30 protein-coding genes are annotated in these 25,261 nt (G+C 59.5%); 21 read left to right on the top strand and 9 right to left on the bottom strand.

The window, feature by feature from the left end; genetic code table 11:
- Window positions 1-24 precede the first annotated feature (24 nt).
- Window positions 25-267 carry a hypothetical protein gene (locus FCT00_RS00380; RefSeq protein ID WP_088716874.1) on the bottom strand — a complete coding sequence of 81 codons (243 nt, stop codon included), beginning with the start codon at window positions 265-267 and terminating at the stop codon, window positions 25-27.
- Window positions 268-533: 266 nt separating this feature from the next.
- Between FCT00_RS00380 and FCT00_RS00375 the strand changes: the two genes are divergently transcribed.
- Window positions 534-791, top strand: coding sequence for a hypothetical protein (locus tag FCT00_RS00375; protein WP_088716873.1), 258 nt, complete (start codon window positions 534-536; stop codon window positions 789-791).
- Between the two features lie 10 nt (window positions 792-801).
- On the opposite strand, the gene repC is transcribed toward FCT00_RS00375, so the two are convergent.
- From repC to FCT00_RS00360, 3 genes are all read right to left on the bottom strand, one after another.
- A complete protein-coding gene (repC, locus tag FCT00_RS00370; protein ID WP_088716872.1) occupies window positions 802-1,995 on the bottom strand; it encodes a replication initiation protein RepC in 1,194 nt (397 codons plus the stop codon).
- A 316-nt stretch (window positions 1,996-2,311) separates the two neighbouring features.
- On the bottom strand, window positions 2,312-3,085 hold the full coding sequence (locus tag FCT00_RS00365; protein WP_088716871.1) for a hypothetical protein: 774 nt from the start codon (window positions 3,083-3,085) through the stop codon (window positions 2,312-2,314).
- Between the two features lie 222 nt (window positions 3,086-3,307).
- The gene (locus FCT00_RS00360) at window positions 3,308-3,562 is read right to left on the bottom strand and encodes a hypothetical protein (RefSeq protein WP_088716900.1); all 255 of its coding nucleotides are present in this window, start codon (window positions 3,560-3,562) and stop codon (window positions 3,308-3,310) included.
- A 246-nt stretch (window positions 3,563-3,808) separates the two neighbouring features.
- Between FCT00_RS00360 and FCT00_RS00355 the strand changes: the two genes are divergently transcribed.
- Genes FCT00_RS00355 through FCT00_RS00285 form a run of 15 tightly spaced genes read left to right on the top strand, consistent with a single transcriptional unit; the run spans window position 3,809 to window position 15,291 of the window.
- Window positions 3,809-4,144 carry a hypothetical protein gene (locus FCT00_RS00355; RefSeq protein ID WP_088716870.1) on the top strand — a complete coding sequence of 112 codons (336 nt, stop codon included), beginning with the start codon at window positions 3,809-3,811 and terminating at the stop codon, window positions 4,142-4,144.
- A 43-nt stretch (window positions 4,145-4,187) separates the two neighbouring features.
- Window positions 4,188-4,814 (top strand): lytic transglycosylase domain-containing protein, encoded by a 627-nt coding sequence (locus FCT00_RS00350; RefSeq protein WP_074647465.1) that lies wholly within the window; start codon window positions 4,188-4,190, stop codon window positions 4,812-4,814.
- A complete protein-coding gene (locus FCT00_RS00345; protein ID WP_074647466.1) occupies window positions 4,811-5,101 on the top strand; it encodes a TrbC/VirB2 family protein in 291 nt (96 codons plus the stop codon). Before FCT00_RS00350 ends, FCT00_RS00345 begins: the two co-directional genes overlap by 4 nt.
- A 12-nt stretch (window positions 5,102-5,113) precedes the next feature.
- Entirely contained in the window at window positions 5,114-5,392 is a 279-nt protein-coding gene (locus tag FCT00_RS00340) for a type IV secretion system protein VirB3 (RefSeq protein ID WP_074647467.1), read from the top strand.
- Window positions 5,382-7,745: a VirB4 family type IV secretion/conjugal transfer ATPase gene (locus tag FCT00_RS00335; protein ID WP_074647468.1), complete on the top strand. Its 2,364-nt coding sequence runs from the start codon at window positions 5,382-5,384 to the stop codon at window positions 7,743-7,745. Before FCT00_RS00340 ends, FCT00_RS00335 begins: the two co-directional genes overlap by 11 nt.
- A complete protein-coding gene (locus FCT00_RS00330) occupies window positions 7,742-7,966 on the top strand; it encodes a hypothetical protein (protein WP_127562614.1) in 225 nt (74 codons plus the stop codon). Before FCT00_RS00335 ends, FCT00_RS00330 begins: the two co-directional genes overlap by 4 nt.
- Window positions 7,959-9,104 carry a lytic transglycosylase domain-containing protein gene (locus tag FCT00_RS00325; protein ID WP_088716869.1) on the top strand — a complete coding sequence of 382 codons (1,146 nt, stop codon included), beginning with the start codon at window positions 7,959-7,961 and terminating at the stop codon, window positions 9,102-9,104. The genes FCT00_RS00330 and FCT00_RS00325 overlap by 8 nt, the downstream gene beginning before the upstream one ends.
- The gene (locus tag FCT00_RS00320; RefSeq protein ID WP_231017864.1) at window positions 9,104-9,952 is read left to right on the top strand and encodes a type IV secretion system protein; all 849 of its coding nucleotides are present in this window, start codon (window positions 9,104-9,106) and stop codon (window positions 9,950-9,952) included. Before FCT00_RS00325 ends, FCT00_RS00320 begins: the two co-directional genes overlap by 1 nt.
- A 13-nt stretch (window positions 9,953-9,965) precedes the next feature.
- Window positions 9,966-10,619: a virB8 family protein gene (locus FCT00_RS00315; protein ID WP_088716868.1), complete on the top strand. Its 654-nt coding sequence runs from the start codon at window positions 9,966-9,968 to the stop codon at window positions 10,617-10,619.
- A gap of 7 nt (window positions 10,620-10,626) precedes the next feature.
- A complete protein-coding gene (locus FCT00_RS00310) occupies window positions 10,627-11,322 on the top strand; it encodes a TrbG/VirB9 family P-type conjugative transfer protein (RefSeq protein WP_231017867.1) in 696 nt (231 codons plus the stop codon).
- Window positions 11,319-12,632: a TrbI/VirB10 family protein gene (locus tag FCT00_RS00305; RefSeq protein WP_088716866.1), complete on the top strand. Its 1,314-nt coding sequence runs from the start codon at window positions 11,319-11,321 to the stop codon at window positions 12,630-12,632. Before FCT00_RS00310 ends, FCT00_RS00305 begins: the two co-directional genes overlap by 4 nt.
- Entirely contained in the window at window positions 12,633-13,628 is a 996-nt protein-coding gene (locus FCT00_RS00300) for an ATPase, T2SS/T4P/T4SS family (RefSeq protein WP_088716865.1), read from the top strand.
- A complete protein-coding gene (locus tag FCT00_RS00295) occupies window positions 13,615-13,824 on the top strand; it encodes a hypothetical protein (protein WP_127562613.1) in 210 nt (69 codons plus the stop codon). The genes FCT00_RS00300 and FCT00_RS00295 overlap by 14 nt, the downstream gene beginning before the upstream one ends.
- Window positions 13,821-14,213: a hypothetical protein gene (locus FCT00_RS00290; RefSeq protein WP_127562612.1), complete on the top strand. Its 393-nt coding sequence runs from the start codon at window positions 13,821-13,823 to the stop codon at window positions 14,211-14,213. Before FCT00_RS00295 ends, FCT00_RS00290 begins: the two co-directional genes overlap by 4 nt.
- 7 nt (window positions 14,214-14,220) lie before the next feature.
- A complete protein-coding gene (locus FCT00_RS00285) occupies window positions 14,221-15,291 on the top strand; it encodes a type IV secretion system protein (protein WP_088716864.1) in 1,071 nt (356 codons plus the stop codon).
- Between the two features lie 53 nt (window positions 15,292-15,344).
- On the opposite strand, the gene FCT00_RS00280 is transcribed toward FCT00_RS00285, so the two are convergent.
- Genes FCT00_RS00280 through FCT00_RS00270 form a run of 3 tightly spaced genes read right to left on the bottom strand, consistent with a single transcriptional unit; the run spans window position 15,345 to window position 20,758 of the window.
- Complete coding sequence (locus FCT00_RS00280; protein WP_088716863.1) at window positions 15,345-17,372, bottom strand: type IV secretory system conjugative DNA transfer family protein; 2,028 nt, start codon at window positions 17,370-17,372, stop codon at window positions 15,345-15,347.
- Window positions 17,365-20,187 (bottom strand): relaxase/mobilization nuclease domain-containing protein, encoded by a 2,823-nt coding sequence (locus FCT00_RS21630; protein ID WP_088716862.1) that lies wholly within the window; start codon window positions 20,185-20,187, stop codon window positions 17,365-17,367. The genes FCT00_RS00280 and FCT00_RS21630 overlap by 8 nt, the downstream gene beginning before the upstream one ends.
- On the bottom strand, window positions 20,174-20,758 hold the full coding sequence (locus tag FCT00_RS00270; RefSeq protein WP_231017863.1) for a ribbon-helix-helix domain-containing protein: 585 nt from the start codon (window positions 20,756-20,758) through the stop codon (window positions 20,174-20,176). Before FCT00_RS00270 ends, FCT00_RS21630 begins: the two co-directional genes overlap by 14 nt.
- Window positions 20,759-21,390: 632 nt before the next feature.
- Between FCT00_RS00270 and FCT00_RS00265 the strand changes: the two genes are divergently transcribed.
- The 5 genes from FCT00_RS00265 to FCT00_RS00245 all read left to right on the top strand — a co-directional run bounded on the left by FCT00_RS00265 (window position 21,391) and on the right by FCT00_RS00245 (window position 23,837).
- The gene (locus FCT00_RS00265) at window positions 21,391-22,104 is read left to right on the top strand and encodes an AAA family ATPase (RefSeq protein WP_088716861.1); all 714 of its coding nucleotides are present in this window, start codon (window positions 21,391-21,393) and stop codon (window positions 22,102-22,104) included.
- Entirely contained in the window at window positions 22,104-22,739 is a 636-nt protein-coding gene (locus tag FCT00_RS00260; RefSeq protein WP_127562611.1) for a hypothetical protein, read from the top strand. Before FCT00_RS00265 ends, FCT00_RS00260 begins: the two co-directional genes overlap by 1 nt.
- Before the next feature lie 228 nt (window positions 22,740-22,967).
- Complete coding sequence (locus FCT00_RS00255; RefSeq protein ID WP_127562610.1) at window positions 22,968-23,147, top strand: hypothetical protein; 180 nt, start codon at window positions 22,968-22,970, stop codon at window positions 23,145-23,147.
- Window positions 23,140-23,364 (top strand): hypothetical protein, encoded by a 225-nt coding sequence (locus tag FCT00_RS00250; protein WP_127562609.1) that lies wholly within the window; start codon window positions 23,140-23,142, stop codon window positions 23,362-23,364. Before FCT00_RS00255 ends, FCT00_RS00250 begins: the two co-directional genes overlap by 8 nt.
- 53 nt (window positions 23,365-23,417) lie before the next feature.
- On the top strand, window positions 23,418-23,837 hold the full coding sequence (locus FCT00_RS00245; RefSeq protein WP_088716858.1) for a hypothetical protein: 420 nt from the start codon (window positions 23,418-23,420) through the stop codon (window positions 23,835-23,837).
- A gap of 133 nt (window positions 23,838-23,970) precedes the next feature.
- Here the strand turns inward: FCT00_RS00245 and FCT00_RS00240 are convergent, their stop codons facing one another.
- Window positions 23,971-24,150 (bottom strand): hypothetical protein, encoded by a 180-nt coding sequence (locus FCT00_RS00240; RefSeq protein ID WP_088716857.1) that lies wholly within the window; start codon window positions 24,148-24,150, stop codon window positions 23,971-23,973.
- Window positions 24,147-25,052: an ArdC family protein gene (locus FCT00_RS00235; protein ID WP_088716856.1), complete on the bottom strand. Its 906-nt coding sequence runs from the start codon at window positions 25,050-25,052 to the stop codon at window positions 24,147-24,149. The genes FCT00_RS00240 and FCT00_RS00235 overlap by 4 nt, the downstream gene beginning before the upstream one ends.
- Window positions 25,053-25,261: the final 209 nt, after the last annotated feature.

The raw sequence follows: 25,261 nt of genomic DNA, 5'->3' as shown, positions 1-25,261 counted from the left end.
GGTTCCTTTGTGGACACGGTTATATTAGAGATTATTGACGGCTTTGAGCTCAGCAGATTCGTCTTCGGACATGCAACGGGCTTGATCTGGATCACCCAAAGGAAACAGCGCACCTGCATATCCTTCGTTCGCGCAGATACTCGTGATGATTTCCCCGAAAGCTCTGCCATGCTGAAGGGCAATTTGGTGGCGCACGGCAAAACCCAAAGCGGTGCCGGTGATGAAGATCAAGAAGCCTATAGTCGTGGCCTTCTGTGCTGTCGTCATGTTGTGTTCTCCAAACGTTGGAAACAGTGTTCAGTGGGGGCTGTCTGCCCCCGCGCCTTGTGGCGCTCCCCCGAGGATATTTCAGGGAAGATGAAAGGACGGAAATCATCGCGATGTTGTTGTTCTGAGTCCATCATTATGATATTGATGGCCTTGCGATACAGGCAGGGATGCCGATGGTCGCGGAAGGTGAAAGCGTCATGCGCTGTTCTCCAAGAGGGTCGGGACCGCGAGGTGCCGGCCCTCTCTCGTAGAAAGGGTCTCACATGAAAATCATCCTGATTTTGGTGCTGTTCAACATGCAGTCGGGTTCCGAGGTCATCACGGCCGAGTTTGACGATGTGGAGGCGTGCGAGCTGGCGGCGCTGCGCACGTTCCAGGGCGTCAGCGCCGAGGTCGAAATGCGGGGGCTGGAGCCAGCCGGGGCAACGATCGCCGGCACGGTCATCGCGCACGGCGATGATGGTGCGGAGCTTGGCATGTATAGCTGCAATCCGTCGCGGTCGGATCGACGGAACGGTTAACCGCTGCATCCTAGTATCCTCGCCGGCGCTGCAAGCCGATCACGCTGCCGATGAGGTTGAGGTTGCCGCGTTTGTGCGCCCGGATCATGCCGCGCAGCGCACCGCCGGGGTTACGCACCGGGGTTTGCGGGTGGTCGCGGTTCGCATCGAGGACCAGGACGCAAAGGGTGGCGCCGAGGCGGCCGAGTTCGCCGCACGCGGATCGCCATGCGGAATAGTTGATCCCGAGCGGCGAAAGCATGTCGTGGGCGGCGTCGATCATAGTTTCCTTCGTGATCTGATTGGATCTTGCCTGAAGGGTCATCTGGAAGTCGGGCGATGCGAGCTTGAAAAGCTGCTCCGGTTCAAAAAGCGCCTCAAGTTTGGGGTTGATAACACCGCTATCCGCTTCACACTTATTTTCTCTGCAAATATCGGGGCCGGAAGGCCCCGATCTAAGGAATCCAGTGTGCGCGGGCTTGCCCGCGCTCCTTTCATCCACGCTAGCGTTACAGGATACAGAAGGATTCTGCTGGTTGTCCTCTTGTATAAAGGACCGGAAGGTTTCTGCCGGTTCACAGGAAGAATTAGGTAGGTTTTCAATGATCTCTTCGAGTTCCATGCACAGCTTGGCAGTGGCTTCGACATGGACTTCGAGGCGGTCCAGTCCGAGGGAATGAAGCCGGTCGGAGCGCGGCCAGGCATCAAACCGGGCGAGGACCGAGGCGACTGCCTCATCTTCCAGTGCTTCGGGGGCGAGCCGCGCGATTGCTTCCTTCATCCGGCGCAAGCGAACGCTGCGAAGGCTCTTCAGCTCCTTGATGCGCTTGGTCACGGCGCGCTTCTGGTCGCGCAGGGCCAACAGGTCGGCAAAGCAGGCTTTGAGCGGGGTGAAAAGCAAGCCCCGCCCGGTCCCGGCTTCGCGGGCACCGTTCGCCTTGGTGTCACGCTTCAGGATGTTCTTGCGCTCGAAGTTCCGCTCATGGCTGCGGAGCTGCCGTGCGGTCATTTGAAGGCGCTCGGCCATCGTTTCCTGGGTGCCGTAGAAGGTCGGATCGGCACCGGGTTCGATCCAGTCCTTTTCGCTCGTGCTGCCGATGAGCTTGGTCAGCACGAAGATTGCTGCGCCGCTCAGGTTTAGGTCGGGTCCGATCTCGCTGATAACCGCGATCACGTCGCGGCGGGTCATGCCCTGCGGCAACGCGACTTGTGGTGAGTGGTTCATTTCCTTGTCCTTTTCTGCTCGTTGGACAAGGCGGCAAGGCAAAGTTCTCCTGTTCGCACAGGTGCGTTTTTTGCTTGTTTGGCTGTCGGGAGGGTGGTAGAACCAGTCCTGAAAACAGATTGTGTTGGACCGTTCGGAACGCCAATTCCTTGGTTCTTAGACCCCCCCTCGCTTGGTTGCCGCCTTGCGGGGGGTTTGCTTTTCGGGGTGTCTGCTCTCCTTGCCTGTTCGATTCTTATGATCGTTCACGACAGGCATACTCTCTTTAGTTGCCTGTCGCAATTATAGTATTGAACGGCCTTCCTCGGCACTACTCTTAGTAGTTGACCTGCTCGAAACCATAGTTGCCTTGATAATCACGCCATTCCACGAAAACCGAACGGTGCCAGATGCCAGGGCAGTTCTCGCCAAACCGCTCCATTCCCGTGTGAGCTTCAGGCAAAGCGCCAACCGATGAATTGCGCCAATAGAAGTCTCCTTGGGTGCCATAAGACCCCATGCGGACGTTCGCCATGCGCGAGCAGTCGTCACGGGTCTCGCGCTGGCGGGCATAGGTCACATTGAAGACGCGGATCGAACGGACGAAATCGAACTCCGACCCGCTGATGTCGATGTCGGCCGTGCCGTTGTCGTCGCTGTATTCCCCTTCCTGCACGAAATGCAGGGCGAAGCCTTCAGGCAACCGCCGGGCAGCCCCGCCGCTCTGGCGAAGAACGGCGGGTTGCGGCTTAAGCGCGGCGTCCGTGAGTGGTGCGCTTGGAAAGGATTGCAGCGGCGGGGGGGCGCTGTCCTGCATAAGAATGTCAAAGAAGCGGGCCCGGTTCAGCTCGGACGGATCGACGTTGAAGGACGCGCCCATCGGACAGCGCCAGATTTGCAGGGGCGGCTCGACCGGCCAGGGTGTGATCCTGCGAATGAACTCTGCGCGGGCACGAGCACAAGGCTCTGAGGCTGGCCAGCCGCCCGAAAGGCAGAGCAGAATGGCACAGTCGATCTGATAGCTTTGTGCTTGTGCCCGCTCCGGGGCCGCGACAAAGCTGGACGCCGCGACGGCGCAGGCCAGTGCGGTTGTTCGGAGCAGCTTCAACATGGTATCTCCTTCGATTAATGGCGGTGCTATAAGGAAGAGCGCACTCTTATAATCTTGTGATAGGGCGAATGCAGGCCGATTGGCAACATATTCCGGTTGAAAATCATCTTGCAGGCCGGGGCAAGGGCGGTTCGCGCCAGCTTCTCGCAGGCGTTCATCTGCTCGGTTCGACCGTAAGGGTATCGACGGCCACAAGCGGAAACCCGCTCAACTATAGAGGTATCAGTCGTCGGAGACCACTTGATCGAAGAAGCGTCGGTATTCCTCACTGACCTCCTGCCCTTCCTGGAAGGCCCGCGCCCGCTCTTGATCGAGACATTGCAGGTAGACGCTGAAGTCCTCGAAGTAGATCTGGAAGTCGTCATAGATCAGGTCGCGATACTCCCTTGCGGACTCGATTTCGGCGGGAACGAAGGGCCGTTCAGGGGGAAAGCAGGTATTTGCTTGCACCCCGGAAGCCGAAAAAATAGACGACATTATAAGCATGTAGGCCGGTAGCTGCGTTCTCGGCATCCTGCGCTGTCCCTTTAGATCACTTGGGAATTTGGTTGGTGATGTGTATTGGTGCCTTAGAGCAGAACTTTCTGCGAGGCGCAACATTACAATGTTGCGCCCCATCTTATAATGTCGTAGGACTGAAGAGCCCGAGAAGGGTTCACGGTCCGTTAACCAGAAGGGAAAGCGCCGATCGTGAGGACAGACCTAAACAAAGAAGCGCCTAATGTGGTTACAGAGACGCAATTCAGGGTCCTCTTGCAGCAGGGGTATCAAGCTGAGGTTGTATGTAAAACCCCAGCGTTCCGAAAAAATGCAGTCTGGTATGGGGAGTGGTTCATCCGGGCTGTCACCGAAGACAGATCGGTTGAGAAGCTGCTTGTGCCGGGGCGTCGCTGGAACAAGCAGGAAGAGGAAATCCAATTGCGGCTCTTCAAGACCGCGAACGGCCTCATCTCCTTCCTCGAAGGGTTTGGCTTCGATCCGATCCACATCCCCCTGCGAAAAGGGGGCCGCGCCCTCCACGTTCTGCCGAACGGCAACACGCTATCTGACGACGACTAGCGCCGCTCTGGCGCTGTCCTGCACCGTTGCTCTGGCTCAGGGCATGGTGCTGGTGATGGAGGGCGATGGATCGCTTCGACCCTCCACCCCGCAAACCAACTTCGCCCGAAATTACAATGATGGTGTCGGCCAAGGATCGGCTTCCGACGAGCTGACGCTGTTCGGCCGTGACCGGGATGCAGCCGAGGAAGGGGACGGTTCGTTCCGGGTGGCTGCTGTGGCGCCTCGCGCCGTGGCACCCCGACCCGCGATCCTGAATGCCATCGACCAGACCGCCCTTCGCTACGCGAGCCATCCGGCTTTGCGCCGCGCGAACATCAGCGTGACCGAATGGCGGCTGCTCTATCAAGCGAACATTGAAATTGAGAGTGCCTACAACCCGAGCGCCCGAAGCCATGTTGGCGCGATCGGGTTGGGGCAGCTCATGCCAGCGACGGCGGCCAATCTCGGCGTCGATCCCCACGACTGGCAACAGAACCTCGACGGGTCTGCTCGGTATCTCCTGATGATGCTGGCCCGCTTTGGGGACGCTCGACTTGCTTTGGCCGCCTACAACGCGGGCCCCGAGGCGGTGGAGCGGCATGGCGGCATCCCACCCTATCGGGAGACGCAAAACCACGTCAGCCGCGTGCTGGCAGTTTTCAACAGGCTCGAAGGAGAACATTCATGAAGCCTAATCTTAACGTCTTCGTCGCGCTCTGCGGGGTTCTGCTGATGCTGGCAGAACCCGCTCTGGCGCAAAGCATCGACCTATCGCCAGTCCAGGATGTGCTTCAGGGCATCGTGGACGCGATCACCGGCCCCCTTGGGATCGTGATCGGCACGCTGGCGCTGATCGGTGTTTTCCTGTCGTGGCTCTTCGGCATTCTCGATTTCCGTCAGGCCATGTGGGTTGTGGTGGCAATCGCGGGTATCGCTGCCGCACCGACCATCGTTTCCGCAATCTGGTCTTCGTAAGGAGCTGGCACGATGGCGGAACAGTCTCGTCTTTTCCTTGGCCTTGTCCGGCCTCCCAAACTTCTCGGGCTGCCGATCATGTATGCGATGGTCTGGCTTTTCGGGTCTGTTCTGATCTTCGTCTGGCTTCAGCATTGGGCAGTCGCGGCTATCGCGGCGGCTGCCTATCCCCTGCTGTGGAAGGCGGCGGATTGGGACGAAAATTTCCTCGACGTGGTGGTGACGGCCTTGCAGGTCACGCGCCCGACCCTCAATCGCAAAATCCACGGCGGAGACAGCTATGCCCCGTGATACGAATTATGACCCCCGGTCCCTGCTGCCTGGCTGGTTCGGGCGTGAAGTGAAGCTCGCCTCGATGCTGCCCTATATCAGCCTCGTTGACGACAAGACCGTGCGGACGCGGGGCAATGAACTATTTCAGTGCATCCGTCTGGACGGGGTGAACAGCAACACCACCGACGACGAATATCTGGACCGCACACGGGCGCTCTTTGCGTCCGTGGTCGCGCGGATCGGGCCGGAATGCTCGTTCTATGTCCACAAAGTTTCAAAAGCGATCACGCCCGATCTTGTTCCGGTCGAAGGCGATAGCTTCGCCGCGGCTGTGGATCGTCGCTGGCGGCAGGCTCTCGGTCAGCGCCATTTGCGGGACAAGACGCTGACGCTTACCGTCATGAACCGCCCGGCTGTCGGCTCTAAGCTGCCGCTGCGCGCGGCCAAGTCGGCCGAGCTGCTGCGGGCGCAAACGGAAAAGCGGATGGGCAGGCTTCAGGAGGTTGTTCGCTTCCTTATGTCGTCCTTCGCAGACATGAACCCCCGGCTGCTCAATGAGCCTTCGGGCGAGCTTCTTGGCTTCCTGGGCGCGTTGAACACTGGCCAAGAGCTGCCGCTGTATCGCGGTGCCCGCACGACAATCGTTGCCGAAAATGTGGCGAACACGCGCGTCACCTTCAAAGGCGACAAGTTCTTTCTGTCCGATGGGGCAACCGGCCCGCGCATCGGCTCGATCTTCGCGGTGAAGGACTATCCCGAGAAGACGCATTGCACGATGTTCGATGAGCTGAGCCTGCCGGTCGATATGATCGTGACGCACAGCTTCACCCCCATCAACAGCAACTGGATGGCAGGGCGGATCAAGCGGCAGATGCGGCTTCGGGCCTCGGCTAACGATGGCGCCGTGTCGCTGCTCGAAGAGCTGCCGACCGCGCTCGATGATCTTGAATCGAAGCGTCTGAGCTTTGGCGATCACCATATGTCGGTGGCCGTGTTCGCGGACAGCGAAGAAAAGCTGGCAAATATCGGCGGCGAGATCAAGAACACGGCCTCGACCGAAGGTGTGAACCTGATTGCAGAAGGCTTCGCCAGCGCCACCCATTTCTTTGCCCAACACCCCGGCAACGGGCACGCGCGGAGCCGAAAGGGGGCGGTGACGAACCGGAATTTCGCGGACTTCGCCGCGTTCCATCGGACACCGCTCGGCAAGACAGCGGACCAGGTGCCGTGGGGCAAGGTTATCACCATGTTTCCCACACCGGAACGCTCGGCATTCTCCTTCAACTACCATGAACAAGGCTCCCCGGACAAAGAGCCGACCGGCGGTCACACGCTGATCCTTGGGCGTCCTGGCTCGGGGAAGTCGGTTCTCTCGGCATTCCTGATGACGCAGGCCCGGCGGGCCGGGGCACGTCTTTTCGTGTTCGACTATCGCTTGGGCATGGAAATGGCGGTGCGCGCAAACGGTGGCCGCTATTCCTCGATCAAAGCCGGTGACGCGACGGGGCTCAACCCGCTGTGGACCGAGATTGACGAACGCGGGCAGGCATGGCTCTCCGACTGGCTGGCCTCGCTGATCCATCGTTCGGACAAGCCGCTGACCCCCGCGCAGACGAACCTTATTCAGCAAGTGGTTCGGCAGAACGCGACGGCCAGCGATGCGAACCTGCGCAACTGGCACGATCTGGCCTCGCTTTTTATCTCGGCCGATGATGGCGGTGATCTTCATGAGCGCCTGCAAGAATGGACTGCCGAGGGTCGATATGGCTGGATTTTCGGCCAGAACCGTGAAGATACGTTCTCACTCGACGGGGAAGTTGTTGGCTTCGATCTAACCGGCATTCTCGACAGCGAAAGCGAGAAAGAGCGGATGGCTGTGCTGTCCTACCTCTTCCGCCGCGTTGAGCGGGTTATCGAGGACCGCAAGCCAACCATCATTGTCATTGATGAGGCGTGGAAAGCTCTCGACAACGGCTATTTCGCTGAACGCCTCTCGAACTGGCTCGTGACGGCCCGGAAGCAAAATGCGGTCGTCGTGATGATGACGCAGTATGCCAGTCAGCTCGAACAGACGCGCACCGGCAAAACCATCGTTGAAGCGGTGCCAACGCAAATCCTTCTGCCGAACATCCGGGCCAAGGCATCGGACTACGCGATGCTGAACCTTCATGACAAGGAACTGGACGTGCTGCTCACGTCCAGCCCGGCGTCCCGCATGGGGCTGGTTCGAGATGACCAGGGATCGGTCGTCATCAATGCAGATTTGAGCGCCCTCGGGCCGCTCCTAACCGTCCTCGGCGGGATGGAAAAAGGTGAACAGTTGGTGGGTGCCGATTACCGCCAGCGTGAAGATTTTTGGAGGGTCGAATGAAACCTACTGCAATCCTGATTATGCTGACCGCTCTCGGTGTCGCTGGCTGTGCCGAGTATCGGCCGTCCGAAGCGAATTGTTTCGACACGGTGACGCGCAGCAGTCACAGCATGGCCTTCCTTCCTACGAGTGAACCGCAACCGCAGGCCCGGATTTCGACCAAATCAGCACCCTGCACCTTTACCGCGATCGGCGGCCCGGAGGGCCTTGGTGATGGGTAAGACGGCTGCACTGACGGCCATCGCCTTCCTGTGGGGAACCAGCGCGATCGCGCAGGGTGTCCCCACAGTGGACGGTAGCCTGATTATCAGAAACGAGGCGTCGAACGCTCATCGGGAAAGCGATCTCGCCACGCAGCGCGAAACGCTCGCGGTGCAGGAAGAGATTGCGGCAATCGAGCAAGAACAGCTCTCCATTCTGCAACAGATCCTCGACGCCCAAACCAGCCTCGGCGGCCAGGGCATTCCGGGCATGGTCTCCGCGTTGGAAGATGGGGCAGACCCCGAGGCGTCGGCCGATGTGGTCTATGACCCGGATGACAGCAACCCCAGCGCTGCGCAGATGTTCGGGGACGCGGCAAAGAACGTTGAAGAGCTGATTATCCAGGTCGCGCAGGAAACGCATGGCCGCTCGGGTGTCAATCAAGCGGGGTTCTCGGTCAGGGAATGGCGCTACATGTTGCAAGCTCTGATTTGGCAGGAAAGCCGGTTCTCCATCGGCGCACGGTCGCCGGTCGGGGCCTTTGGCCTGACGCAGATCATGCCCGGCACCGCCGGCGATCTCGGCATCTATCCCGAGTATTACGACAGCCCGTATTTGCAGGTTGAAGGCGGCGCTCGCTATCTGGCGCAGATGCTTGCCATGTTCGACGGCAACATCATCCACGCCCTCGCTGCCTACAACGCCGGTCCCGGCAACGTGCAGAACTATGGGGGAGTGCCGCCGTTCCAGGAAACGCAGCACTACGTTCAGGTGATCCCGGCGAAATACAACGAATATCTGGCGCGTGGCGGCGGCGGCGATGCCGTTGGCACCATCGACCCGGCGCTGCTCGCGAACTCGAACCTCTCCTTCACCGGCGCCGGGGCCAGTTTCTACGCGAACAACAGCATGGCAACGGTCGAAGCTGCCGCGCGACGACTTCAAAGCATCATCCAGCGGATCAGCGAAACCGAGGATGTGCAGGAGGCTATGGCGCTGAACACCTATGCCCGTGCCGAGTTTGGGCGGCTCAGCGCCATCATGGCCCGGCTCCTTGCGGCCAGGGCACGCCCGGCAAGCGCCGAGTCGATCGCGCTCGCGGCCGACCGCCAGCAAGAACAGCAATTCATGGACTTCAATATGGAGGATTTCGACTGATGAAACCGTCGATGAACATCAACGCGGTGATCCGCAAAATCGCAACCGCCGGTTTCCTCGGCCTCGGCCTCGCTGTTGCGCCCGTTTCGCTGCTCGGGACCACGGCACCGGCTGCCTATGCGCAAGGCGTTCCCACCGTGGACACGCAGAATATCGCGCAGGAAATCCGCCAGCTTCAGCAGATGATCGAAGATGAAATCCTTCAGAACGATCAACTGCTTCAGCTTCAGGAACAACTGACAACGCTGCAAGAGCAATACGCGCAACTTCAGGACACTTATGCCGCCCTGACAGGCCTCGCCGAGCTTCCCGAGATCATTTCGACGGAAATGGAAGACTGGCTGAACGGGCTGCTCGATCAAGAATTTGGCGACATTACCGGCACCATCGCCGCGATCCAGCAAGGCGATTGGAGCGGCCTTACTGGCTCCGGTTCCAGTCAAATCCGAACACAGATGGAGCAAGTTCTGGCCGAACACGGTTTCGATGAAGACACGCTTTCGGAAATGGCGAACAGCGGCAATGGCGGCGCGGAACGGGTTGCCACCCGAGCCACGACTGGCGCGATGGTCTCTGCCGCCGCACAGAACAGCTACACCGAAGCCGGGCAGTCGCTTGAGCGGATCGACCGCCTCGTGGACCTGACGGGTGACATGGAAACCCTGAAGGAAAGCATCGACCTCAACACGCGCGTCGTGGCTGAGAACGGCATCATTCTTGTCTCGATCATGCAGCTTCTCGCGGTTGGCACCGTGGGCGAGGGCCAGGCCGGCGTCATCGAAGCAGCGGATCGGGCGGAAGAAGATCGCTACATGGACTTCACCATGCCCGATCTTTCGGCAGACTAAGAGAGGCGGGCAAGTGGTTAAGGATCAAGAAATCATTGAGGAAGAGCTGATTTACGGTGCCCGTCGCCGTGAAAAGCTCTGGCAGAAGCTGGCCTTCGTCGGTTTGGGTTTCGGCGTGTTGGGATGCCTTGGAGGAATGGCGGTCGCGGTCCTCGATGTTGATCCTGCGCCGGTTGTCGTTCCCTACGACCCCAATTCCGGCATGGCCCTGCCGAATGCCTCTGTCGGGGCCGTGCGCGTCACCGAGAATCAGGCGGTCATTGAAGCTGCGGTCTTCCGCTATGTCACGCAGCGGGAGACTTACAACCAGCTCGACAATGACCTGCGCGTTCGCGGGGTGCTGGCAATGTCGGACGGCAACGCCGCTGCCTCGCTGCGCCAGCTCTGGAACAGCGCAAGCGAGAACTATCCGCCCAACGTCTACGGCCCGGATGCCCGGCTCGACGTTGAAATTCTGAGCATCAACCGGATCGGGGACAACCGGGCCACTGTGCGCCTTCGCAAGCGGCTCACGTCGCAGCAGGGCGTCCAAGCTGGCCTGTTCACGGTCACGTTGATGTTCGACTTCCGGCCCGAAGAGCGGCGGCAGATTGATGAGGTCTGGACGAACCCGTTCGGCTTTACCGTCACCGAATACGCAATTCGCTCGGACAGAATGGAGAACTGATATGAAGATGCTTAAAACCGGCCTTCTGTCCGTCGCTCTTGCCCTGGCAGTTGCTCCGGCCTTCGCGGAAAGCAACCCGAGAGCCGGAAGCCACGACAGCCGCGTTCGGATCGCAACCTACACCGATGGACAGGTCTACCGCCTTCGCGTCAGCCTGACCCATGTTACCAGTGTGGAGTTCGGTGAAGGGGAAACCATCCGCTCGATTATTGCTGGTGACACGGAAGGCTTTCAGCTCGACGGCGTTCCGGGTGGCCGTGCCTTCGCCGTGAAGCCCTTGGCTCGGGGTGTCCACACGAACATCACGGTCTATACGAACCGCCGCAGCTACTATTTCAACGTCACGGAATCGTCCTCCCCGACCTACTACGTTGTCCAATTCCGGTATCCGCAGGATCGAACGCGCCCGACGAACGCCGTCGCGCAAAGGGCACCGAATTACAACTATGCGGCGTCGGGGCGCTCGGAAATCACTCCGACAGCCGTGTGGGACGATGGGACATTCACCTATTTCCGCTTTGCTCCGAACGCCCCGGTCCCTGCGATCTTCCAGTATTCGGCAGGCCGCGAGCGAACGGTGAACAGTCAGCAGATCGAGGACGGCGTTCTTCGCGTGTCAGGGGTGAACCGCCAGTGGGTTTTGCGCCTGGGCGATACCGTCATCTGCATACAGGAAAATAGCGCCGGAGGAACCGGATCATGAGCGACGAAAAGGATCTTGAAGAGCGCCTGTCCGCGCTCGAAGCCGGAGGCGAAAGCGGGCCCAAGAAGGAACGACCGTCGCCCAAGGTGGCGTTGGCCGGTGTCGGCGCCATCGCGGCCATTGGCCTGATCGCATACCTGGCCCTGCCGTCTGATGAACCGGAAAACCCGCTGCCAACCGCGCGGCCTGCCGAGTTTCAGGAAGAGGGCGATGGCTTCGGTGCGATCGAGCCCTTCGTGCCCCCTGCCCCGCCTGAACCGGAGGTCGTCGAGGTAGAGAGCGAGATTGAGTCTGCGCTTCGGGCTCAGCTCGAAGCTCTTCAGGCTGAAATTGCAGAGCTGCGCGATGCGCCGGACGATGATGGTGAAGCGGCTGCGGCATTGGAGGCCCTAACGGCACAGGTAGCCGCGCTTCAGGAAGCATCGGATGCCGCAAGATCGGAATTTCAGGAAGAGTTGGCGGCTCGGGATCGCGAGCTTCGTCGCCTTCAATCTGAGCTCGAAATCGCGCGGCTCGATCAAGAAAATCCAATGGCACCGCCAAGCAATGAAGAGGACGCGCGACTTGCGGAACTGGAACGCCGGCGAGCGGAGGCGGCCGCGTTTCAAGAAGCCCGGATCAACTCGCCCATGATCGCCTTTGGCAACTCCGGTGCAGGGAGCGATGAAAGCGCCCTGTCGGAAAGAACGCTCGGAGAAGTGACAGATTTCGTTCTCAATGGCGCATCGCCTTCGCAGGTAACGCAGGCTGAGGTCATCGCCAACCCGTCGAACACGGTGGTTCAAGGCACGATGATCCAAGCCGTCACCGAAACGGCGCTGGACAGCTCTCTGCCGGGACAAATTCGGGCGATTATCTCGGAGGACGTGCATTCCTATGACGGGTCGCGCGTCCTGATCCCTCGCGGCTCTCGTCTGATCGGGCGCTATCGCTCGGGCCTCAATGTGGGCCAGCAACGTGTGACCGTCGCATGGGACAGGATCATTCTGCCGACGAACCAGACTGTCACCATCAGCTCGTTCGGTGGCGATGAGTTGGGCCGGTCGGGCGTAACGGGCTTTGTGGATACGCGCTTCGGTGAACGCTTCGGTTCTGCCGCCCTGATCTCGATCCTCGGCGCGGTGCCTGCGGTAGCAGCAAACCAGATTGATGACGAAGTATCCTCTGACATTGCTGAGGACGTTGGCGATGATCTGCAAGACGCGACCGACGATGTGATGAGCGATTACCTGTCACTCGGCCCGGTGATCTACGTCGATCAAGGTGCGCGGATCACCGTCATGGTGGATCGGGACGTGGAGATCTTCTGAATGACTTCCAGCTACCTCCAAGCATCGCTCGACAAGCTGCCTGACGCCATGCGGGATGATGTGATCGAGATTTGCATCAACCCGGATGGCCGGGTCTGGGGCGAATTTCAGGGCGATCACTTCATGCGCCTTCTCGATGCGTCCATGAGCCAGACGGAAATCCGCGACCTGGGCAACCAGATCGCGTCCGGGGCAAATACTAGGATCGGGAAAGAGAAGCCCATCGTCTCCGTAAGCATCGAGTATCGCGGCCGACCGATCCGGGCGCAGGTGATCCAACCGCCTGCCGTCCAGACAGGGCATTCGATCTCGTTGCGCTTCTTCTCTACCCTGCCGCTGGAAAAGATCGAGCTGAAGTATCTCTATGGTGCAGAACGCAGCCTTGAAGGCGTCCGCCAGGAACGGAACCGCGAGCTGCGCCAGGTCGTGAAGAGCGGCGACATTTACGCCGCGATCAAGTTCTGCGTCGAGAACAAAATGAACATGGTGGTTTCCGGCGGAACGTCCACTGGGAAAACCGTCGCGGCCAGGAAGATCCTCTCCTATGTCGGGGAAGATGAGCGCATCGTGACTATCGAGGAAGCGGCCGAGCTACTGCCGAACCAGCCGAATGTCGTAACGCTGATCGCGAACCGCGATGTGGAGACGCAATCCGCTGACACTCTTCTTACCTCCACGCTGCGGATGCGGCCTGATCGCATTGTCTTGGGTGAGGTTCGGGGGCGCGAGGCGATGACCTTCCTAGAGGCCATCAACACCGGGCACGGCGGCTCGATGACGACGCTCCACGCGGAAACGCCGCAATTGGCGGTTCAGCGCCTCGCCATCGCCGCCCTGAAGACGGATGTGCCGATGACCTATGCCGACATGATACAGTATATCGAAAGTTCGATAGACGTGATTATCCAGGCCGGGCGGCACAACGGCGACCGGGGTATAACGGAGTTCTACCTGCCGGGCAACGAAAGTGAGGACCAGAGCAATGAAAACCTTTGAAAACGAAGTGCTGACTTTCGACCCTCTGTCGGCAAAGAGCATGAAGTCCATGCCCGAAAAACTCAGGGAATGGGGACAAGCAGGCTTCAAGGTAGTCTCCGTGGTCCACGCCAGTGCGGAAGGGCGTGCTGGATCGAACATTCATGTATTCTTGACGCGTGAAAATGCTTCAGGGGAAAAGGAGGATGCGGCGTGATTAAAGCTATCAGCATCGCGGTCCTCGTTCTGGCCCCCGTCCCCGCCATTGCGCAATTCGTGCCCACGCTGGACAATGAACCCCGTGTGTGTCCGGAACAACCGCCCCGCCCTGACTGGATGGAGAATGCACATGTGCGGGACGCGCATAAGAACATCCTCGTTCAACAGATGTATCGAGCTCAAAGTTTGAATGCAGTTGTCGAAACTGGCGATTGTTCCTGTGAAACTCGCTTTCCCTCCTGGGATGCGGCTTCGGAATATTACTTTGAAAACTACGCCGGCCTCGACAGACACGAGATCCTTGAACGCACCTCGGAATACAGTCGAACGGCGAACGAGCTGAGGCCCGCAGCAAGATCAATTTGCGAAGAGCAAGGTAACTGGTGAGGGTCACATGAGCGTAGTAACCTTCTTCGTAGAGACGGCTGATAGCTTCCTGGAAGAAGCAGCCGAATCACAGTTCGGAGCTATAGCTGCGACCGTTGGAACTGTGATTGCCCTGTCCGCTACACTGATCGTAATCCTGATCTTCATAAACATGGCCTTTCAGGTTCGAAGTGTGGACGGGCGCACGTCATTCTGGCTTGCCGTGAAGATCGGATTGGTAGCGCTGTTTGCAACGAACTGGGCCCAATTCAACTATCTTGCAGACGGGATTCTCAACGGGATCGACAGCATCGCCGGGTCTCTAGTGGCCTCGGTAGGTGGCGGTGCGCCGGGGCCGTCTGGAACTTATGCGGAAGAATTTGACCAGCTCATCAACCGCATGGGCGAATACCTCAACGCGATCGGTGAGAACCTGAACTGGATGGCCGGGGCATTGATCGACACGCTTGGAATGTTCCTTCTCTCGGTTCTAGGCGCGATCGCAGCGTGGCTTGTGATGATGTCAAGGATGCTGATCTCGATCCTGATTGGCCTTGCTCCGATCATGATCTTCCTGACGCTTTTCGACGTTACGAAGGATTACTTTGCTCGGTGGCTGTCCACCCTGATCTCCTTTTCCATGTATCCGATCATCATCGCAGGCGTATTCTCGACCATCATCGGCGTTGCGAGCGCGCTGATCGACCGTCTCGGAGACCCCTCAAGCGCAGCAAACATCGGTGCCTTGCTGCCCTTCTTCATGATGATCCTGATGGGAAAAGGTTTCATTCTGGCGACCCCGTTTATCGCGCGCTCCCTATCTGGCAACATCGTCATGCCTGCCATGAATGCAGGGATGGGCGGCAGCTATCAGTTCGCCCGAGCTGCTATGGGAAGCCAACAAGCCCGAAACCGCTACCAAGTGGGAGCGGCTTCTACGGCGGAAGTGGTTGGCCTTCGGGCCAATGAATATGGGAGGCGAGCTATGGCCTCGATGCGGGGATCGCCGTCTTCGACGGGCGGAGGCACCCCACCATCGACCGGAACGGGTGCCAAGATGCAGCGCATGAAAGATCGAGCTGACCGCCTCGGAGATTGAAAAAGGCCCGCACAAGCGGGCCTTTTTCTTTGTGTTGGTCGGCAAGGACATCGCTACTCGGCCGCGGTTGCGCGTTCGCCTCCCTGCCCTTCCGTAAAACTTGCCTCGAACTCTGCCAGCTTTGCATCGGCATCACGCAACGCCTGCACGTCGGCATCGGAAACGTCGCCCGGCTCGGGCAGATCGAGCCTCTGCTGAACAGACAGGTCTAACTCGCGCTGGCGCTCGTCCATGTCCCGAGTCGCCTGCGTAGCCTGGGCGACAGCTTTGGACCGTTTGCGCTTCGACGTTTTCAGCTTTGCTCGATGAGGCTGATCGCTGGCCTCTTTCACGGAAAGGTTCTCGGCCGCCTCCTGCGGCGCAGCCGCCGGCGTCGGCTGCGCCTCGTCCTCCGGTTCTTCCGCAATCACCGGCTCGACGGCTTTCAAGGTCCGCTCAGGGAAAGGTAGCTCGCCCTTCTGTGCGCCGTGGATCGCCTTGAAAAACGGATCGTCGTAATACTGGATACGCTTTGCCCGGATCGGCATTTGGGCATCCACGACCATCACAATGTCATCGAGCGGCATCCGCCGCGCCTCATCTTCGGGCAACAGAGACGTTTCCTCGGTGCGTTCGGACATGCTGCGACCCTCGAAGGGGTTCCGACCAATCGACCGGGATCGCGTGACCACGCGCTTGGTCGTCTTGCCCACGGCCTTGCTCAGTTCTTCGACGGTCTTTTCATCGGAGGGCGTGAGGTAGAGCTTCACACCAGCGTTGCCCTGCAACGCCCTGCGGGTGTTCTCGCCATATATCTCGTCCAGCGCAGGGATCGTTTGCGTGACGATAGCCAAGTGCCCCTTGTAGGAGCGCAGCGTCTCGATGCTCTCGACCACGATGGGCATCTTCCCGAGGCGGTTGAACTCGTCCAGCATAATCATCACCGGCCAGGGTTCATCCTTGCCCGGCTCCTTGTCCTGAAGCGATGAAATCAGGTCGGAGAAGAACAGGCGGATCAGCGGGGCCATCGGCTTCACCATGTTCGGAGCGACGACCAGGTAGACGGTGAACGGCTTCTTGCGGATCGTCCGGAAATCGAAGTCCGATTCGATGGTGGCGGCGTCGATCGCCGGGTTGCTCCATTGATCGAGGCCCGAGGTCATCAACAGGGACACATAGGAGGTCAGCGTATCGTTGTTGGTGGATGCAAGCCGCTCGAAAATCAGCTTCGCAGCGTGGTTCCGAACCTCGTCCCGACGCTTCATGAACTCTTTCTGCTTATTGCCGCCGGACGCGCTGATCCGGTAGATTTCGCCCAAGGTGGGCCGCTTCCGCTCGAAGGCCAGAAGACCGGCTGCAACGAAGAGGTCGATACCGCCTTTCAGAAGCCCTTGGACACGATCACTGTCAGCTTGCAGGAAGAGCGAGGCGAGAAGCTGAAGCTCCATCTGCTTTCGGTCAGGATCGTCCAGCTCGAAGATCCTCAGCAGCGGGTTGTAGCGATGGCTGCGCCGGTCGTGCCAATCGGTCGGTGCAAAGCGGAACACCTTGTCGCCCTCCGACGCTCGATGCCGGGCCGTATGCTCAAAATTCTCCCCCTTCACGTCCAGGACCACGGCGGACCCTTTGAAGGTAAGAAGGTTCGGGATAACGAAGCCGGTGGTTTTCCCCCGCCCGGTCGGTGCGACGATCAATGCGTGGGGAAAAACCTTCGACGTGACGAGCTTTCCGCGCGACTTCGGCTTGCCCATCTTGCCCAGGATAAACCCTGTGCCGGGTTTACCGAAAAACCCGTTGCGGGCCATTTCAGCGGCCTTCTGCCAATGGGTGCGCCCGAAGCGGGTGAGTGCAGACCCGGACAGAACCGCGCTCAGAAGCATCCCGGCTAGGGCAAAGCCGCCGATGATGAGATTGACCTTCTCGAAGTCGTTGGGGCGGACGATCCGCATATCCAGGTAGTTCTGCGCCAGCCAGAAGAAGTCAATCTCAGCCGACAGCCCATAATCGCGAAACGTGAGGTAGGCAGTCGCAATCACATAGCCGACAGCGGCCGAAACCAGCGTCAGGAGGATTACGCCAACTGCGATCTTGCCCTTATCCATGCGTCTGCCCCTTTTCGCTGTGGCTCTGAACATGCTTCAGGCGCTGCGCATCGTATTCTTCATCGGCAATCTCGGAAATGACCTCGCGGGTGGCCTCGCTGTTGGCCGTCGCTTCATCCGATTGCAGATAGGCTTTCGCGGCGTAGAGCCGTTCCAGACGGTCATCAATGACGTTCTCCAAGGCATCTGCATCGCCTTCGCGCAATGCCTCGATCCGCTCGTCATCCAGCTCGCGTTCGATTTCCTCGCGATAGGCGCGGCCACTGGCCTCGTCTGCGAAGGTCGGGTTGATCTTGTCGTCACGTTCGTGAGCAATGACACGCTCGATCTCAGGACTGCGGCCGGCGCTGGTCAGTTCACGTTGCGCCGCCACCTCGGAAACCCGCTCACTGTCCCGAATGCTCATTGCCGTGGCGTAGGTCTGACCCAGACCCCGTGCAAGGTGATCGGGCATGTCCGGATACCGGGCCTTGAAGTCATCTGCGACAGTCGCCTTCACATCGGTGGATTCGTCAGCTCCGGCGGCGCGGGCCTCCGTCTCGATCCGGTCGTATAGGTCGTGATCGACAATCGTTTCCTGATAGGGCTGGTCACGATAGATCAGGTCCGGGGACGCTACGATTTCCGGCTTGTCTCGGAGATAATCGGCCTGCTCGCTTGCAATCCGCTCCCGCGCCATTGCCTCGATCCGGCCGTCCTCGGACATAGCCTGCACACGATCATAGCGCGTATCGAAGTCCTCCGATTGATCGGCTGACATAAGCTCGTCGCGGATGCGGCTGCTCATGCGATCAAGGCTGGCCTGCTCGATATGGGCCTGATGGGAAACCCCGCCCTCGTTGTCGGTCTCGACTTCGTAGGGGCGCATCGCATCATCGAACTCGCGCAAGCGATCCTGCTCGAACCGCTCTACTTCAGCACTGTAGCCCGCAAAATCCTCATGCTCATGCGAACGGAACTCGCGGGTATCCTCGCGCACCAACCCGTCGCGCATCTGCTCACCATATCTGTCAGCGGTGTCGCGCAACAAAGCATCGGCCCGGCGCTGATCTTCAACCGACATACCTCCTGCCGCGCGCTCTTTCGCCAGAGCCGTGAACGCCATGCCCAGCTCCGCGTTGGTGCTGACATTCGTGCGCCCCTGCGCCGCACGATCCCGCTCGATCACCAAAGGCTCGAATGTGGCATAGTCATTGTTTGGCCCATCGAAATTGTCACGAACCCCCTTCTCGACCTCGGCCACGGCCTCAGCCTCTCGTGCGGAAATGCCATCATTCTCAGCTCGAATTAAGGCGTCCTCGGTCCGCAGCTCATCGCTGACACGTTCCCGATAGACTTCATCGTTCGCCTGATCGCGCAGGAAGTCTTGATAATCCGGATCGTCCTCGAACACCCCATCGTCGCGCAGAACCTCGGCCCGTTCGAGCGCGGTCCCTAGCTGGACATGCACCTGGTCCAGCTTGTCCACCGCTTGTTGAAGATCTTCGCGCCGTTCGAGATTGAGCCCATCAGTCTCCGCGATGCGGCTCAAATCATCGGAAAGCCATTGGCGTTCCAGCGCAGCGTTATTCGCTGTGGTTTCGATCCGTGCGATGATCGTCTCGGACGAAATGCCTGTGCCACGCAAGGCCGTTTCGATCTGCGCCCTCGTCTCAGGCTCGCGCAGCCGCTCGACGGCATCGCGGTTCACATTGGTCTCGGAATAGACCCCATCGGCCGAAGGCGCATCAAGTAGCGTTTGCGAACGGGTGCCAAGAGGCTGCATGTGGGCAACCCCCCGATAGATTTCATTGAGACGCGCCTGCGCTTGGGGTCGCTGCACCTCGGGCGTGCTGGCAACCATCGCCTCAACGCGCTCCATCCGTGCGGCAAAGCTGCTTCTCAGATCATCAAAGGACTGTTCCTCGGCCATGTAAACTTCTCCATTCTGTTCAAGATGCCCGCCCCGTGCCATCATCTCACCGGCACGAAACAAGGCGTTTGCAATATCCTCACGGTTCTCGGCCGACGCCTCGGCGGCCAGTGAACGGTAAACCTTCGTATTGCTGGCGATCTCCGCCAGCGCGCGGTCCAGATCGCGCCCGACGCGGACACGTCCAACCGGCTCCCTGCCCTCTTCCTTGGCCGCGTAAACCTCCTTGGTGCGCGGCTGATATGTTACCACACCCCGATCCAAACGGCGCGTTGCTTCGAGACAAACACCATATTTTTCAGCCTCTTCGACCATCGCCGTGCGGAAGTCGTCGTAGTTGAAATGGTGATCCCGCCCCAGATAGAAGAACTCGCCCTCCTGGGACCGCCGGTTCAGGACGACATGGGCATGAGGATGAGCCCGATCCTCATGCACCGCGATCAGGTAGTCGAAATTGCGATCTTCCGTGGCGAAGAACCGCTCGCAAACGTCGCTGGCAATGTCTCGAACATCAGCCCCGCGCGTGCCAACGGGGAACGACATAAGCAGATGGGTCGTGTGCCCCATCTTCGGGTTGAAACCCTTGTCCCAACGCTCGGTGAAACGATCTGCCACGCTCTTGATCTCGTCGGCGCTCAACTGGCGCTTCCCATCGAGAACGCCACGGCTGTCCACGATATGCGAACTCTTGGTGGTCAGATACTCAAGCTGATTGACGAGCTGACCCCGCGTGTGTGTTCCGCCTGACCGGATTGCCTTGAAAACGGCCGCTCGATGCCCCGCCCCGGCACGGGCCATCTGCTGCCGCTTCTGACCCAGGCCCTGCATAGAGCCTCGAACCTTGCTCCACCCATCTTGGAAAAGCTCACCAGTGACGGCGGCAACCGCATTATTCTTCGCCATCTGCCAGCTCCTTCAAGGCGGCATTGACCGTCAATGTCAGGTGACTGCGGCGGCGCTCTGCTAGCGAATGAACCTGATCGGCAAAGTCCAGAACGAACCCGGCGAGGCTCCGCATCTGCGATAGACTGCCCGGCCCGAAGGGCGGTCGAAGGCCCTTCTTGTTCGCCTCGTTCATGCGCTTGGCGATCTGGGAGACGTTGTTACCCACACGATTCAGGGCTGCACGGAAGCTGCTCAGCTCAGAAGACAGGTGTTCATCGGGGATGAAAACGCCATTCGCACACTGGATCAGGCGGCGCAAACCATCCGATCTGCTGTTGATCCCGTTCTTGCTCAAGACGGCATCGAACGCGCGAAGCTCTTCTTCGGTAACGGTTACGCTGACCTGGCGCGTCCTGATGCTGCTTTCGCGGCGGCGCTCTTTTTCAGTCCGAACCGTGTAGTAGATCGCCCGTTCCGTCACCTTGAAGCGCGCCGCAAGTGCCTTTGCGGAAACGCCTTTTCCGCTCTCGCGGACGATGACGAGCCGTTCTTCACGGGTTAGACGGCGGCGCGACGACATACTGAACATACACTCCTTATTTCCTGCCACCTTCATACAGACGAATAGGCTTCGACGCAATCCGGGGATTGTGTCGAGTGTCGAAGCCGTTAAGTTCGGCTGTATTCCGCATTAGGCACGGCTAGCCCGTGCCGTGATCGAACCCTGGTTCGATCTGGGCCGCTCCGGCCCACCCCTCTAAAAATGCCCCGTGAGGCGCTAGAAGCGCCTCTCCGCACCCCTCCCCCTCAGAAGCCTCGGAAGCACCCTCAGCGAGCCGCTGCGGCGCTCCTGTGCGCCATGCCGTCCCCGACCGAAGCAGACAGTCCCAGCGAAAGGTCTGATTGCGATGAAGAAGAGAGGCAGCACGCCGGCCCTTTCGCCTCCTTAACGCTCCGCCCCGCACGCAACACGCAACACGTAACACGTAACACGTAACAATGAACAGTTGCCACGCGACAAACAACACGCAACACGGAACATACCACAGGCAACAAGCGGCACTGGACACTGGACACTGGCCACTGGACACTGGATAATTAACACTTGACCCGCAACACGCAACAAGGGACAAGTAACAGGCGACAGTTGAAACGCGACAAGCGACAAGCGACAATCAGCCCGGAACACCGGACAAGCAACACTGAACATGAGGCCGAGCAATGCCGAACGAAAACATGAAAGTCATCACGGTCATGACACGCAAAGGCGGCGCCGGAAAGACGATGCTGACCCGTGCCCTGGCGAGTGCAGCTATGAACACAGGCAAGAAATGCCTTGTCCTAGATGCTGACCCGCAACAAGCCTTGTTTCGATGGGCTGAGAAGCTGAAGATCGAAGATCCGAATTTCACCATCGAAGAGCTGAAGTCACCCGAAGCATTCGAGGCGCGGGTGGATGCTGCCTGGGAAGAAGGGTCAACGGATTTCATCTTCGTTGACACGCTCGGGGCCGCTGGTGCTTGGGCCGACGATCTCGCGGCCTTCAGCGACATTCTTGTGGTGCCCATGATGCTGTCCAACGACGATATGGAAATCACGCAAGACACCCACAAATGGTATGTTGACCTCCGGGGAAGGACCGAAGATCCCGAAAACCTGCCGACCTTCCATGTCGTTCTTTCCAGCGTTCCCGCACGGATGAGTAAAACCGAACAGCAACTTGAGCTGGAAGCGGTTCAATCCTTCCCCGTCGTCCAGAACTACTTCATGGAGCGCAAACAGCATAAAGACGCCGCCAGCCTCGGATTTCTCCACTATCTCGCTGAGGCACGGCGCAACGATCCGAACCCTCTGCTCCGCACCCACGCAAAGCACTATGAAGAGGCTCTGGACGAAGCACTGGCGATCCTTCAGGACATTGGAGGGATCGCATAATGGCCCGAAAGCAACGCCCGAACATCAAGGGCTTCAACCCTGAATACACCACCAATTTCGGAACCACTCGCGAAAGCACCGGAACCTTCGCAGCGGAAATCCCGAAACCCTCCGCTCCGGCGGAACCGGCGGCTAAACAAACGCCAACTCCTCCGAAGCCCGATCCTGAAACCGACACGCCCTCTGCCAGCAAGCCTAAAGCTGACAAGCCCGCTCGCCCGCGCGTGGAGAAAGAGCGACAACCGCAGGCCCCAAAGGCACCAAAGCCCGCCGCAGAAAAACGGGAAACGCGCCTCGACGCTGCTGTGAAGGTCGATCAGGGCAAGAAACTCGATGCTCTGGAAGGGCAGGGGATCGCGGCCCGCGATGTGATCGTGCTTGCCGGACGCCGAGCAACGGCCAGGTTCGAGCTGAAGGCCAAATACATCGAAAAGCCCGAGGCAGATCGCCTCCCGATGCGTGAAGGCTACCACACAACGAAGCGGCTCCCCGCGAACATCCTGGACGATCTGCGCGAAAAGCATGATCCGCTTCGTCTCCAATCCGATAGCGCGATGGTGCGGGGCCAGTTCGAACCAGTGTTCTGGACCTGCCTTGATGAAGTCATCGAAGAGCTTCGACAGAAGAAAGATTAGAAGACGCGGCAAGCCGCGTCACGTTATTGCGTAGAAGGGGGAAGGAGTTTCGGCTTCCTTCCCCCTGAAGCAAAATAGACAGGGCCGTGTCCTCGGCTGCGCCTGCGGGCCGCACCACCCCTGTCGATTTTGCTTCACCCCCATCCTCTCACGCTCGCCGCTCGGCAGGGGTAAGCGAGCGCTTACCCTCCCTTCAATGATGAAGAAGGCGCGGGAACGGGGCGCTCCGTGGATCAAAAAAACGGAGTGAAAACCATGCCGAGGCAAAAAAGACTGGAAGCGAAAGCAATCAAGCGCATCCTCGATGCCAGGACGCGCGAAATCGTCGGATGGCTCTACGAGTGGAACACCGGCGAGATACTTCCGCGCTGGAAGGACGGGCGTAGGGAAAATGTCATCTATGAGTAAGACACCAATGTTTTCGCTGTCGGCCGAGGAAGACGGGCGAAGCCTTGGCACGGTCTACTCGACCAGCTCGAAGACCCTGCGCGAGTTTGGCGCGGCTTACATGCGCGATCCGAAGACGCGCGGGGAAATTACCTTGAAGAACCCCGAGGGGCGCGTGGTTGCCTCTTTCGACGTGTGGCAAGACAAATGGTCGGAAACCGCCGAAACCTTTGAATAATCTTCCCTTTTTGTTCTCAAAATGCTAGGCTGGCTCCCAAAAGGAGGCAGCCTATGCAGTTTCATAAAGCATTGATTTGCAGCACAATTATTCTGACGGCATCGCCCGCTGTGGCAAGTGCCTGGGAACATGAGCATGAACGCGGGGTCGATCTCTACCGCACGGAGAATGCGGGCATGGTGGTCTCGCTGGTTTGTGATCCGAACACGGTTTACGGGACCTCGGAAAGCGCCGTCCTGATCGAAGCCGGCAACAACCCCGACCTGTCGGCCGAGGTGGGCTTCAGCTTTCCCGATGGCAACAGGATCGGCGCGGCAATGGTGCATGGGCGCTACGGAAAAGCGACGGCCAACCCCGTGGAATGGGAAACTCTGATCGCCGGATTCCGCGCGCATCAGACAGTCACGGTTATGATTGGCGACAGCTCGACCGAGGTTGAGCTTGGCGATCCCATGCCCTTCACCTGCCTCTGACCTTGCGCCTGCGAAAGCAGGCTCGGCGCGAAGCGCCGGGCGGGGCCGGGGCCGCGCGCAAGCGTGGCCCCGGCCCCGTCAAACATAGCACCAGGGCAAAGGAAACCCCCGCCGGGGGCAGGGGCTGACAGGTTCAAAGCTCGACGCCGGGGCGCAGATTGCCGTCTTGGTCCAGCCATTGCCGCGCCTCGGCGCAAGCGTAGCAGATGCAAGAGCCCTCGCCCTCGATCGCCACCGGCGCGAAATAGACCGGCGGGTTTATCCTGCCGCATTTGCGGCAGGACAGGCGGGGCAGGGTGTGGGGGCCGCTCATGCGGCCACCTGCTTTTCACCCTCGGATACGCGGGCCTTTTCGTTGATGTAGTCCACGGCCTTCTGTGCCTCGGCAGCAGCCTTGAAAATCATTTCCTTGTCGGATTTCAGGGCCTCAAGCCATCCTTCGACATAGGCCGCGCTCTGGTCAAACTGCGGCTCGACGCCAAGCTGAACGGCAAGGAAACATGCGCCGATCTCCGCGACCAGCTCGTCAAAGGCGTATTCCTTCCGGTTCGCACGGGCCTTCTGAGTGGCAAGGCGCTTTTCACCGCAAGCCCAATGGGTCAGTTCGTGGGCAAGTGTCCCATAGTATCCGGCGGCGCTGTAAAACGTCGCAATCGGAGGCATATGGATGTGGTCTTTCGTCGGATGGAAATAGGCGCGCGGTTCCTCCGTGGTGATGATTTCCGCCCCGCTGCGGGCAAAGAAAGCGTCAAGTTCGGCGTCGGCCTCGGTGCCAAGATCGCGGGGCGGTTCCGGGCGGATGTAATAGGCTTCCGGCAAGCCCTCGATCTGGTCGGCATTGAAAACATTGTTGGTCTTGGCAAACCGGATGCGGCGCTTGCCGTCCTCGCCCACTGCCGCGTTCTCGTCCTCGCGTTCAATCGAGCCATAGAAAACAGATTTCGTCGCCTTCTCGCCCTTCTTCACGCAACCGCCAAGCTCAAGGGCCTGTTTGAAGGTCATCCAGCGCGCGGAATTGTAGCCGCGAACATGCGCCGTCGCCCAAAGCATCAGAATGTTGATGCCTTGATAGGAATCGCCATTGTGCCGCAAGGGAAAGCTCGCGCCGCTCATGTCGCCCGTCCACGGCTTGCGCCACGGCGGGGTGCCCGCCTCGATCTGCGCAATGATCGTGTCGGTGACGTGCTGCTTGATGTCAAAACGCTCTTTAGCCATATCTGGCCTCCTTGTGGTGATGCCCTATCGGTCTGGTGCCGAAAATTGGGGCGGGGTTTCTGGCGAGGTCCGCTGCAAGCGGCCCTCTCCTGAAAGCCTGCCTCCCGGCGAGGGCAGGAGGGGGGCCCGCGCAAGCTCCATGACAAGGAAGGGGGGGAGGGGGATCACCCGGCCACGCAGCTCGGCCCCCGGCCGAGACCGTGGTTGGG

It is taken from the genome of Maritimibacter alexandrii (genome assembly GCF_005871115.1).
GTDB classification, from domain to species: domain Bacteria; phylum Pseudomonadota; class Alphaproteobacteria; order Rhodobacterales; family Rhodobacteraceae; genus Maritimibacter; species Maritimibacter alkaliphilus.
This window is presented reverse-complemented; position numbering and strand designations above follow the sequence as displayed.